Consider the following 11,637-nt stretch of genomic DNA (forward strand, 5'->3'; position numbering starts at 1 on the left):
CGCGCTGTGCGCAAGCTGCTGTTCGAGCAGCGTACGCCGGGGTTTGCTGACCTTCAGCGCGTCGGGGTCGGCCCACGGCAGGTTCACCAGGGCGCGAAGGCGCAGCGCCGGCGTCTGACCGGCCCTGGTCCAGGCTGAAGCGGGGAAGCGGCTGCCACCGCCACACGCCGCGGCTCGAACACGACAGCCGGCCCGCACCCCACGATCCGCCGTCGAGGTCCACGCTCCGAGCGTCGGCCGGGATCACCCACGGGGTGTCCGAGTCGGCGGGAAGCCGGGGGAGGCCGACGGCCGCGAGCGGGTCCTGGCCGCCCGGGGCACGCCGCCCCGCTTCGACGATCGCCTGCCAGAGGGGCTCGGCGACGGCGGCCGGAGGGCGGCCGGGCACCAGACACAGCACCCAGCCCGGCTCGCCGTCGAGCTCGTGGTGCAGATCCTGTAGAGCAGCCGGGCCCTGCGCCCACGCTTCTCCGGCCGGTCGGCCCAGTCCTGCGCCGGCCAGCTGCTCGTAGGCCGCCCGCATCTCCCGCTCTCGGTCGGGCAGGCCCTGCCCGACCCGCAGCCCGCCGTCCGGCCCGGCTGCAGAGACGGCCTTCCGCACGAGCTCGGTGAGCGCCTGAGCGGTGGGCACGCCAGAGGCGCGGACGCCGGCGGAGAGCAGCTGCTGGATCTCGGCCCGCGGCAGCCAGTGCGTGCTGTCGCCATCCCTCATCGGTACGGCGACTGTGTCCGTGCGCGGAGACCCGGGCTTGCCCACCGGCGCTGGCACGACGAACAACGTGCCGGCGGCCTGCTCGGGGACATCGATGAACACCACACGTTCGCCGTCAGCACCGGACCATCCGACGCGGGCGCCGCGTGGAGCCGGGGTGATCCATTGACGGATCAGCTTGCGGATCTGGTCCACGTTCACTGCGGCCGGGTCGAGGCCGACGATGCGGTCCAGGACCTCTTCGTCGTGCTCAGGTCGGGTGGCGATGCCGATGACGATGAGCCCGCCGCCCCCGTTGGCGAACGCGGTGACATCCTTGGCGAGTTCCTCGACCGCCTTGGGGCCCGCCAGTTGGTACGGGGCCGCCTTGGCGTCGAGCCACTGCGTCTCGCGTAGGCCGAGCAGGGAGCCCGGCTCCTGGGCGTCCAGCGCTGCCAGCGCGCTCTTCAGATCCTTCACCACTCCGGCAGTTTCCACCGGCGCTTCGGCCGCGTGCTGCCGAGTTTCACAAGCTCACCGGCTACCGCATGCGATGAGGGACGCCTGCTCACCCTTCCATGTGCTGGAGCACGATGTCGATGGTGAGGGCGAACCGGGGCCGGGTGGTACGGCCGGTGCCTTGCGCCGGCTGAAGAGTGTGCTCGCTGCTGCTGCCGAGCCACAGGCCCACGACCAGATCGGGCAGGTACTGCTCCATCGTGATTGCGGCGTGCCGGACGGTCGTGTAGCCGATGGTGAACTGCTTCGAGGAAAGGCGAGCGGTGGCGCCCTCCACGGCGGCCAGGAATTTGGCCGGAACCACCAGAACGTCACCGTTTCCGCGGATCAGCCAGTACACGGAGCTTGCGCTGTGCTCCAGCAGATCGTGCAGTTGGCGGCGCTTGACCGTCCAGGAGTCCTCGCGTCCAGCGCGCCCGGGCGTCAGCGCGGCGGACTTCTTGACCTGGATGAGGTCTCCCGTGCGCAAGTGGAGATGGCCGGGAACGCGTACGTCGACGACGACGCCGATGTCTGCTCCGTTCTCCCGTTCCTGGTCACGGTGCGGTGGCCGACCCGCAGATGCGGGCCTGCCACGCCGGCCAGCCGGGTGCGGGCGGGCAGGGCTGTGAACTCGCCGGCGAGACCGGCCAACAGTGTCGCGGTCAGGTGTTCTTCCTCCGCGGCCCCGAGGTCGTGCGTGGCGTTGGCGAACTCGGTTACCGCTCGGCGGGTGGCGCCCCGCACCAGGTCCTCCAGCCCGTGGTCGGCAAGCCAGGTGGACGATGGCGCAGACAACGGCCGTGGGAAGTCGGCCCGGCGGGCGTCGACCGACGCGGCAAGGACGTTCAGCAGCCCGGCCCTGTGCTCTCGGTGACGGCCCGTAGCCCGCCGGCGCGCAACTGCACCGGAAGGATCATGCTTTGGCTGCACCGGTTGACCGCCTGCCGGACTATCCGGTGCTTGTCGGTGAGTGCAGCGGTGAGCGCCACGTCCAGGCCCTCCAGATGACGTCCCAGGAGCAGTAGCCACTCCGGGGATGCGCCCACAACGTCGGCCGCGCCTGCTTCTCGACCATGTGGCGCAGTCCGGCTGCCGCGACCGGGTCGCGTTCCGCGGCCAAGAGTGCCAAGTCACGCCACAGCTGTGCCAGCCGCTGGTCAACGCGGGGATCGAGGCGCTCCAGAAGCCGGGAGGTCCACGTCTCATGCCGGCTGCGAGGGCCCTCACGCTGTTGGTGCGCCCGGGCGAGCCCGACGGCTACCGCACAAGGCACCGGCAGTACGTCGGGGACTGCGGGGGTTGCGTAGACGGTCCGGCGCACAAGGGGAGGAGGCCCGCCAGGGTAGGACCATTCGATCAGCGGCCGGTTAGCGCACTCAGCAAGCAGCAGGTTCTCCACCCACTCTCGGTGCTCCCTGGCGAACGCAGCGAAGGCATGTGGATCGCGCCGGGTGAGGTCTCCGACATCTCCGGGGCACGCGCTCAGTGCCTGCCGACAGCAGTCGAAACACCGTGCGAGAAAGGAGTCGTGAGCGGGGCAGGAGTCCACACCGCGACTCTACGGCCCTCGCAACCACCGGCCCGCAGAAGCAAGTCGGTCGCTGATCGGTTCGGATGCTCGCTGGGCGTCAGAGGTGGTTGACCGCGGCCGAGCTGTCCCGCCAGAGCCAGTTCACTGGGGCGTACTGCTTCTTCAGCGCGGTGCGCTCGCGCCCGTAGCCCTTCAGCGCGGCCTCCACTGCCGCCGCCAGGCCGTCGAGGTCATGCGGCACCGGCATGCGCAGCAGCAGGTGCTGTTTACGGTGTGCCAGAAGCAACTCCCCTGCGGGGGTGCACTCCAGCAGTTGGAAGTGGACGAGGGGCTTGAACGGCTGCTCCGCAGTGGACATCCGGGCCCGCAGCACCCCGTCGGCGCTCCACGTGTACAGGCCGTAGCGGTTGAGATGGAAAGCCCGGCCGCGGCGCGGGTCGGCGACCACGGTGAAGTCGAAGCCGGTGAACGGGCTGTCCTCGCGCAGGTGCAAGCCTCCCAGCCGACCCCGCACCACCCCACGGTCGTCGACCAGGGCGAAGCTGAACTCCTGACCCCGGTTGCTCGAGCGGTAGGTCCTCCCGAAGACCGGGACAACGAACAGGTCGTCGGCGAGCGCCGCGGGGCGGGTCATTGTGGAATCGACGTAGCCGTAGAGACTTCCGCTGGTCCCGGTGAGCTCCGACAGGGCCTCCGTCAACGAGGGCGAGGGCCGGTTGCCGCGCCCCACCGGCGCGTCGCCGTACCGCACGTGCGCGTGACGGTCGGCGTCGTTCTGGCGGCCGGTGCGCGCGTCTAGGGTCGCGATGGCTTGCAGCGCGGGCTTGTAGCCTGGGCCGAGGGTGCTGCCGGGTTCGGAGACGGCGACGATGTTGGGGCGGGCGCCGGCCCAGTTGCTGATCCCGTACTCAGAGGTCATGCACAGCAGCCGACCCGCGGGAGTGATGGTGATCGACGCGGCGAACGGGTCTTCCTCGCGGTTCTCCTTCCTATTCCAGCCCGAGGACATCGGCCAGGAGGCGAGGACCTCGTCCAGGTCCGGGGACAGGAGGTGAGTGCTGCCGGGCGAGGAACTGAGGGCGATCGTGCCGTCCGGGAGGACGGCCAGGGTCGCCTCGTCGCCCTCCGGTACCGCCGACGGGGCGCCGCCCGGCACCGCCTGTCCGAACACGGCGCTGGCAGTGGGCTTTCCGTCTACTCCGTGGCGGGTGATCAGCTGGTAGCCGAAATTCTGCTCGGCAGGGTCGGCGGAACCGACCGCGTGCGAGCGATAGCGGCGCAGACCGGTCAGCAGGTACGTCTCGCCGGCTGCCGTCGCCACGGCGTGGTCGACCCTGAATCCCCACCCTTTGCTCTCGGGGTCGAGGCGGTGGATGCTCAGCAGGGACGCGGGGACAGTGATCGGCAGCAGTGTCATCCGGACATCCTCTCCCCTGCCACCGACAACTCTCACCGAGCCCGCCGCAAGCGTTCGCGCTGCTGGCTTAGAAGCCCTAACAGAAGTTGTTGATCAAGTAACCATCGGCTTGTCTGCTCGTTGGTCGGGTCGTGGGGAAACGTCAGTCGCGGCCGTGGATCGTGTCGGACGAACTGTGGTCGCTCATTGAGCCGTTGCTGCCCGAGCCGGGGCCGAAGCTGGTGGCGGGTCGGGCACGGGTGCCGGACCGGCAGGCCCTGTGCGGGATCTTGTTCGTGTTGCACACCGGCATCCAGTGGGAGTACCTGACCCAGGAGCTGGGCTTCGGCTCAGGGATGACCTGCTGGCGGCGCCTGGCGGCCTGGAACGAGGCCGGTGTGTGGGAGAAGCTGCACCTGGTGCTGCTGAAGAAGCTGCGGGCGGCGAAGCAGCTGGACTGGTCGCGGGCGGTGATGGACTCTTCCCACGTGCGGGCGGCCCGGAGGGGCCCGAAAGTGGGCCCAGCCCGGTCGACCGCGCACGGCCGGGCAGCAAGCACCACGTCCTCACCGACGGCCAGGGCATCCCGCTCGCGGTGTCACTGACCGGCGGAAACCGTGACGACGTCACCCAGCTCCTGCCCCTGCTGGACAAGGTTCCCGCGGTATCCGGCGTCGTCGGCAGGCCACGACAAGTACCGGCGGCTGCTGTGGCAGCGCGGTATCCGGCCGGTGATCGCCGAACGCGGCCAGCCGCACGGCTCCGGCCTGGGCATCTTCCGCTGGGTCGTCGAACGCACAATCTCCTGGCTGCACGGCTTCCGCCGCCTGCGCATCCGCTGGGAACGGCGCGACGACATTCATGAGGCCTTCCTCGGCCTCGCCACCTGCCTCATTACCCACCGCCACGTCCAACGGCTTTGTTAGGACCTTTCAAGCCAGTACGGCTGAGGGCGCGGTGGTCAGCGTCGTCGGGCGGCAGCCTGCGCTATGGGTTCCCCCTCGGCGCGGCTCGGAACGGCTCCCGGAAGACGAGGACGTCAGTCGCCGGGCGGGTGGGGGAGCGGATCCGGCCCCTCCGGATCCCCGAGTTCCTCGAGGGGTTCGACCCGGACGACCCGGACGCCGCGGCCGGTGAACGCCGACACCTGGGCCTCGCTCGCCGCCCGGTGGGTGACCAGGGTCCAGCCGGGCGGCAGGGCGGCCCAGGCGTGGAAGGGGGCGCGGCCCAGCTTCTCCGCGTGGGCCAGTACGTAGACGCGGGCCGCCCGGCGGGCCATCAGCTCCTTGAGGCGGGTCTGGCGCAGGTCGGCCTCGTTGATCCCGCCGTCCGCCGTGACCCCGTCCGCGGAGAGGAAGACGCGGTCGAAGGTCATCCGCTCCAGGGCCGCCTCGGTCAGCGGGCCCACGAAGGCCTGGCTGAGCGGACGCAGTGTGCCGCCCAGGCACTCCACGTGGACGCTCTCCACGTCCGCCAGCTCGTGCAGCGCGGTCAGGCCGGTCGTCGCCACGGTGAGGTCCCGCGCGGTGCGCAGTTCGTGCGCCAGCGCGCCGACCGTCGAACCGGCGTCCAGCAGCACCGTCTCGCCCGGCTGCACCTCGGCCGCCGCCCACCGGGCGATCGCCCGCTTCTGCGCGTACGCCTCACCGGTGCGCTGCCGCAGCGACGCCTCCGGGTGGGCGGTCAGCGCCATCGCGCCGCCGTACGTCCGGGCGAGACGGCCGTCGGCGGTGAGCCGGGCCAGGTCGCGGCGGATGGTGGAGGCGGTCACGCCGAAGCGCTGCGACAGCTCGTCGACGCTGGCCAGGCCGGTGGTGGTGGCGAGTCGCAGGATCTCCTCGCGCCGGGCCTGCGATGCGGTGGGCGGCATCAAGTGTCCTTCTGGGTAAGGCGGTTCAGCGGGCGGTGGACAATTCGGCGGCCTGCCGCAGCGCCTCGATCATGCTACCGGCCTCGGCTTTGCCGGTTCCCGCGATGTCGAAGGCGGTGCCGTGGTCGACGGAGGTGCGGATCACCGGCAGTCCGATGGTCAGGTTGACGCCCGCCTCGATGCCGAGCACCTTCACCGGGCCGTGCCCCTGGTCGTGGTACATCGCCACGATGAGGTCGTAGTCGCCGCGGGAGGCGAGGAAGAACGCGGTGTCGGCGGGGAGCGGGCCCCGGGCGTCGATGCCCTCGGCGCGGAGCTTCTCCAGCGCGGGGACGATCTTCTTCTCCTCCTCGCCGTACCCGAACAGCCCGTTCTCGCCGGCGTGCGGGTTGATGCCGCAGACGCCGATGACCGGGTTCGGGTCGCCGGCCCGGACCAGGGCCTCGTGGCCGCGGCGCACGGTCCGCTCGACCAGCCCCGGCTCGATGCGGCTGACCGCGTCGATCAGGCCGATGTGGGTGGTGACGTGGATGACCTTCACCTTCTCGGTGGAAAGCATCATCGACACCTCCTCGACGCCGGTGAGGTGGGCGAGGAGCTCGGTGTGGCCGGGGTAGACGTGCCCGGCGGCGTGCAGGGCCTCCTTGTTGAGCGGGGCGGTGCAGATGCCGTCGATCTCGTCGGCGACGGCCAGTTCGGCGGCCCGCCTCACGTACTCGTACGCGGCGTTGCCCGCCACGGGGGACAGCTTGCCGAAGGGCAGGTCGTCGGGAAGCAGGCCGAGGTCCACGACGTTGATCCGGCCGGGGGTGAACTCGGCGTCGGCGGGGGCGTCCACGGCGACGACCTCGCACTCGACGCCGAGGATCGCGGCCGCCTTCCGCAGCCGGGCGGCGTCACCGATCACCACGGGGCGGCACCGGCCGAGTGTGGCGGGGTCCAGCACCGCCGGAACGATGACCTCGGGCCCGATGCCGGCGCCGTCACCCATGGTGAGGCCGATGAGGGGGAGGGGGTGCTGGGCGTTCACGGGGTGACTCCTTGGCTCGGTGACGGTGCGGTGGGACGACGTGCGGATGACGGGGACGGCAGGCGGGGCCGTAGTGCGGCGACGATGCGGTGGAACGAGTCCGGGCCGCCGAAGCTCCCGGGGCGGGTGACGACCGACCGGCCGTCGGCGGTAAGGGAGTGGACGGCACCGTGGTGGATCTCGCCGACGGGCCGCAGCGCGGTGATCTGCGCCGCGTCCAGCACCCGGCGGGCGGTCTCGCCGCCGGTGAGCACCAGGTCGGGCTCCCCCGGCAGCGCGGCGGCCGTGCGGGCCAGTCCGGCCACCAGGTGCCGCGCCGCCCCGGGCCGGATGCCGCCGGACCCGTCGACGGAGAGGACGGTGATCCCGCCAGGAGGCAGCGGCGGCAGCGGCACGGGCAAAGCGCCGGTCAACTCGTCGGGCTTCAGGGACACATGGTGCGCTCCGGCCGCCTCCAGTTGCGCGATCTGCGCAACGATGCCGGGCTCGGCGCTCCCGGCGACGACGAGCAGGGGCCGCCCGGTGTCGGGGACGTGCTGGGCGGGGACCGCGGTCCCGACGCGCCGGCCCAGCGCGGCGGCCAGACCGCCGCTGCCCAGCAGCCGGTACCCCGGGCCCAGCCGCAGCGCGGCCTCGGCGACGGCGTCCAGGTCCGCGTCGGTCTCGGCGTCGCACACCGGGTGCCGTCCGCGCGCGGCCACCGCGGTGAGCCGGTCGGCGAGGGCCCGCGGCCCCTGCCGTACGACGTCGAGGGGCACCCCGGCGGTGAGCAGCGGGGCGAGGGCCCCGGCGACGGAGCGGGGTGCCGCCCGCTCCTCCGCGCGCCACGCGCCGCTCCCGTGCAGCGGTACGCCGTCCACGTGGACCACGCCCCCGCGCATCACCCGTCCGGCGACGGGCAGGGCCACGGCGGTCACGACGGCTCGGGCGCCCTCGGCGAACGCGACGGCCTCGGCCCCCACGTTCCCGCGCAGCAGCGAGTCGCACTTCTTGTACCAGGTCGTCGCGCCGGGACGGGCTGCGAGCGCGGTGCGCACGGCGCCGGCCGCGGCCGCGGCCGGCAGGTGACGCGAGTCGAGGTCCACCACCACGGCCTCGCCGTCCCGCGCGGGCGGTACCTGCACGGGGTCCAGGGCCAGCAGCGCCGGCAGCCGCAGCAGTGCGGCAGCCTCCGCGGCGCCCGACAGGTCGTCGGCGAGTGCCATGACCGGTGGCGCGCCCCTGTAAGGGCTCACGAATACCTCCTCCAAACCCGTACGCAGCAGAGCGAGGGTCGAACGGCCGCGGCGCCGGCAGGCTCGACTATGGCACATCCTGCGCGATTCGCGCGAGGGGTATTGCGCATAACGCGCAACCATGCGAGCGTTCCTCCACGCGACAACGGCCGTCGCCCACCACCCGCCGGGCGGGCGGCGTCCAGCACGGCCCCGTACCGGAAGGAATCACCCGTGAGCACCGGAACCGGCACCCCCGCCCCGCGGGGCGGCACGCGCCCACAGGGCACCACGCAGGGGATGGAGCTCCCGTCCGTCCCGGTCCCGCTGTCCCGCCTCGTCCTCGGCACCATGACGTTCGGCGACACCGTCGACCGCGCGGGCGCCGCGGACATGCTGGACGCGGCCCTCGACTCAGGGCTCACCGGCGTCGACACCGCCAACGGCTACGCGGGCGGCGAGAGCGAGCGCATCCTCGCTGGGTTGCTCCCCGGCCGCCGCGACCGGATCGTCCTCGCCACCAAGGCCGGCATCCCGCACCCGGACCAGGGGGAGCACGCCCCGCTCTCCCCGGCAGGACTGCGCGCGGCCCTTACGGGCAGCCTGAAGCGGCTCGGCACCGACCACGTCGACCTCTTCTACCTGCACCAGCCGGACCGCCGCACGCCGCTCGCCGACACCCTGGCCACAGTCGCCGAGTTCGCCGCCGAGGGGAAGATCCGCGCGCTCGGCGTCTCCAACCACGCCGCCTGGCAGATCGCGGAGCTGACGCGCACCGCCGAGGAGACCGGCGCCCCGCGCCCCGTGATCGCACAGCAGCTGCACAACCTCCTCGCCCGCCGGATCGAGGAGGAATACACCGAGTACGCGGCCGTCAGCGGCCTGCGCACCATGGTCTATAACCCGCTCGGCGGCGGCCTGCTCACCGGCCGGCACCGCTTCGGCACGGACCCCGCCACCGGCCGCTTCGGCGACTCCGAGCTGGCCGCGATGTACAAGCAGCGGTACTGGAACGAGGACCTGTTCGCCGCGGTGGCGCAGCTCACCGCCATCGCCGAGGGCGCGGGCCTGCCGCTCACCGAACTCGCCCTGCGCTGGCTGCTCGACCGGCCGTCCACCGACGCGTTGCTGCTCGGCGGCTCCCAGGTGGAGCACCTGCGCGCCAACATCGCCGCCGCCCAGGCCGGCCCGCTCCCCGCCGACGTCACCGAAGCCTGCGACGCCGTCGGCGCCGCCCTGCGCGGCCCCATGCCCGCCTACAACCGCTGACCGCCGACCGCCGAGCCGCGAACCCGTACCTTCCGGAGGAACTCCCGTCATGACCACCGCCGCGGAATTCACCACCGCCCTGCGCAACAGGCAGCGCCTCATCGGCTACTGGTCGCTGCTCGACTCGCCCGTCGCCGCGGAGCGCCTGGCCCGCATCGGCTACGACTACCTCGCCTTCGACGCCCAGCACGGCCTCTTCGGCTACCAGGGCCTGCTCAACAACCTGATCGCCACCGACACCCGCGGCTCCACCGCCGTCGGCATGGTCCGCGTCGAGGCCAACGACCTCACCTGCATAGGCCGCGCCCTGGACGCCGGGGCCGCCGCCGTCATCGTGCCGCTCATCGACACCGCCCAGGACGCCGCCGACGCCGTCGCCGCCGTGCGCTACCCGCCGCACGGCCGCCGCTCCTACGGCCCCATGCGCGCCCAGCTCCGGATCGGCCCGAACCCGGCCGACACGCACGAGCAGACCGCCGTCCTCGCCATGATCGAGACCGCCGACGGCCTCGCCGACGTCGAGGAGATCTGCGCGACCCCCGGCCTCGACGGCATCTACGTCGGCCCCTCCGACCTGCGTCTGGCCATCGGCGGCACGTCGTCCACCGACCCGGACGTGGCGGAGGAGTTCGAGGCGGCCCTCACCCGGATCCGCAAGGCCGCCGAGACCGCCGGGATCGCCGCCGGCATCCACAACGCCGACGGCGCGAGCGCCGCCCGCCGCCTCGCCGAGGGCTTCACCTTCGCCACGGTCTCCGCCGACGTCGTCCACCTCCAGCAGGTTGCCACCGCGCACCTCGAGGCGGCCCGGGGCACCGCGTCATGACCACCCCGCGCACGAGCGGGCAGGGCCGCACCACGCTCATCACCACGCCGACCTTCGCGCGGCACGCGGCCGAACCCTGGGAACTCCTCGCCGACGGCGGTGCGGGCCCGCTCCGCCCGTACGAGGACACGGCGCTGCCGACCGCCGAACTGCCCCGCTGGGCGGCGGACGCGGATGCCCTCATCGCAGGGATGGACCACATCACCGCCGAGGTGATGGACGCCGCCCCCCGGTTGAAGGTCATCGCCAAGCACGGCGTCGGCACCGACACCATCGACCTCGCCGCGGCCCGCGAACGCGGCATCCCCGTGGTGTGCGCGCCGGGCTCCAACTCCCGCGCCGTCGCCGAATACACCTTCGGCCTCGTCCTCGACGCGACCCGCCGCATCACCGCCTCGCACACCGCCGTCATGGCGGGCGGCTGGCCCAAGCACTTCGGGCCCGAGCTGTACGGCAAGACCCTCGGCGTCGTCGGCTTCGGCCGGATCGGCCGCCTCGTCGCGGGCTACGCCCAGGCCTTCGGCATGCGCGTCGTCGCCCACGACCCGTACGTGCCCGGCGACGCCGTGACCGCCGCGGGTACCGAACCGACCGACCTGCACACGCTGCTGGGCCGCGCCGACGTCGTCACCCTGCACCTGCCGCCCGCCGGTGAGCCGCTGCTGACCGCCGACCGGCTGGCCGCCATGAAGCCCGGCGCCGTACTGGTCAACGCGGCCCGGGGCGACCTCGTCGACGACATCGCGCTCGCCGGGGCCCTGCACTCCGGGCACCTGTCCGCAGCCGCCCTCGACGCCTTCACCACCGAACCCCTCGAGCACGGCCACCCGCTGCGCACCGCACCAGGAGTCACCCTCACCTCCCACATGGCCGCCTGCACCCCGGAGGCCAACCGCGCGATGGGCCTCATGGTCGCCGAGGACGTGCTCCGCGTCCTCGCGGGCCAGGCCCCGCTCAACCCGGCGTAAGCAGCGCCACGGTCAGCGCCGCACGTAGAACACGCCGCGGGCCCGGCAGCCCTGCCGACCACGCCGGACCCGACCGGCCCGGCACAGTGACCCCCCTCCAGGGCCGTCCGGCCTCCGCAACTGCTCCCGGTGCGCCCCGGCCCGCATAAGGCAACGCCGCCACACCCCCCGTACAACCGCACGCAGTGCCCCCCTTCCGCTCCGGCGACGGCGCCGGATCCAGCAAAGGAACACCGCCCATGTCGACCATCGACTCCCCGCCCTCCGCGGCGCCGACGCAGGCCGATCCGTACGCCCTGCGCCCCGAGGACGCCCGCCCCGCCCCCGCCTCCTTCCGGGAC

At 72.8% G+C, this 11,637-nt stretch carries 9 protein-coding genes and 1 pseudogene; 4 read left to right on the forward strand and 6 right to left on the reverse strand.

Translation table 11 applies throughout. The features are described from left to right. From CCN29_RS01535 to CCN29_RS01545, 3 genes are all read right to left on the reverse strand, one after another. Positions 1 to 1,174, reverse strand: a 1,174-nt coding sequence (locus tag CCN29_RS01535) for an RNA-binding domain-containing protein (protein WP_442538204.1), incomplete at its 3' end; no start/stop codon positions are given. An 85-nt stretch (positions 1,175 to 1,259) separates the two neighbouring features. Further along, the gene (locus CCN29_RS01540) at positions 1,260 to 1,679 is read right to left on the reverse strand and encodes a hypothetical protein (RefSeq protein WP_086679699.1); all 420 of its coding nucleotides are present in this window, start codon (positions 1,677 to 1,679) and stop codon (positions 1,260 to 1,262) included. A 1,141-nt stretch (positions 1,680 to 2,820) separates the two neighbouring features. After that, entirely contained in the window at positions 2,821 to 4,140 is a 1,320-nt protein-coding gene (locus tag CCN29_RS01545; protein ID WP_031067131.1) for a hypothetical protein, read from the reverse strand. 131 nt (positions 4,141 to 4,271) lie between these two features. Here CCN29_RS01545 and CCN29_RS01550 point away from each other — a divergent pair. Further along, positions 4,272 to 5,045: pseudogene (locus CCN29_RS01550) on the forward strand (IS5 family transposase). 113 nt (positions 5,046 to 5,158) lie between these two features. Here the strand turns inward: CCN29_RS01550 and CCN29_RS01555 are convergent. From CCN29_RS01555 to CCN29_RS01565, 3 genes are read right to left on the reverse strand one after another with little or no spacing between them, the layout of a single operon-like run. Further along, on the reverse strand, positions 5,159 to 5,989 hold the full coding sequence (locus tag CCN29_RS01555; RefSeq protein ID WP_031023770.1) for a DeoR/GlpR family DNA-binding transcription regulator: 831 nt from the start codon (positions 5,987 to 5,989) through the stop codon (positions 5,159 to 5,161). Between the two features lie 25 nt (positions 5,990 to 6,014). Next, a complete protein-coding gene (gene pdxA, locus CCN29_RS01560; protein WP_006129985.1) occupies positions 6,015 to 7,019 on the reverse strand; it encodes a 4-hydroxythreonine-4-phosphate dehydrogenase PdxA in 1,005 nt (334 codons plus the stop codon). Then, positions 7,016 to 8,254 carry a four-carbon acid sugar kinase family protein gene (locus tag CCN29_RS01565; protein ID WP_234315918.1) on the reverse strand — a complete coding sequence of 413 codons (1,239 nt, stop codon included), beginning with the start codon at positions 8,252 to 8,254 and terminating at the stop codon, positions 7,016 to 7,018. Before CCN29_RS01565 ends, pdxA begins: the two co-directional genes overlap by 4 nt. Before the next feature lie 213 nt (positions 8,255 to 8,467). On the opposite strand from CCN29_RS01565, the gene CCN29_RS01570 reads away from it, so the two are divergent. The 3 genes from CCN29_RS01570 to CCN29_RS01580 are packed head-to-tail and all read left to right on the forward strand — an operon-like array spanning position 8,468 to position 11,296. Then, positions 8,468 to 9,502, forward strand: coding sequence for an aldo/keto reductase (locus CCN29_RS01570; RefSeq protein WP_228731591.1), 1,035 nt, complete (start codon positions 8,468 to 8,470; stop codon positions 9,500 to 9,502). Positions 9,503 to 9,551: 49 nt separating this feature from the next. Continuing rightward, on the forward strand, positions 9,552 to 10,328 hold the full coding sequence (locus CCN29_RS01575; protein WP_006129988.1) for an HpcH/HpaI aldolase family protein: 777 nt from the start codon (positions 9,552 to 9,554) through the stop codon (positions 10,326 to 10,328). Further along, entirely contained in the window at positions 10,325 to 11,296 is a 972-nt protein-coding gene (locus CCN29_RS01580) for a phosphoglycerate dehydrogenase (RefSeq protein WP_006129989.1), read from the forward strand. The genes CCN29_RS01575 and CCN29_RS01580 overlap by 4 nt, the downstream gene beginning before the upstream one ends. Positions 11,297 to 11,637: the final 341 nt, after the last annotated feature.

The sequence above is a fragment of the Streptomyces pseudogriseolus genome (assembly GCA_002154585.1).
Lineage (GTDB): Bacteria > Actinomycetota > Actinomycetes > Streptomycetales > Streptomycetaceae > Streptomyces > Streptomyces pseudogriseolus.

Bases quoted from the DNA above. Each gene is read 5' to 3' on its own strand.
- CCN29_RS01545 (WP_031067131.1), bottom strand. From the start codon at position 4,140: ATGACACTGCTGCCGATCACTGTCCCCGCGTCCCTGCTGAGCATCCAC.
- CCN29_RS01555 (WP_031023770.1), bottom strand. From the start codon at position 5,989: ATGCCGCCCACCGCATCGCAGGCCCGGCGCGAGGAGATCCTGCGACTC.
- CCN29_RS01575 (WP_006129988.1), top strand. From the start codon at position 9,552: ATGACCACCGCCGCGGAATTCACCACCGCCCTGCGCAACAGGCAGCGC.
- CCN29_RS01580 (WP_006129989.1), top strand. From the start codon at position 10,325: ATGACCACCCCGCGCACGAGCGGGCAGGGCCGCACCACGCTCATCACC.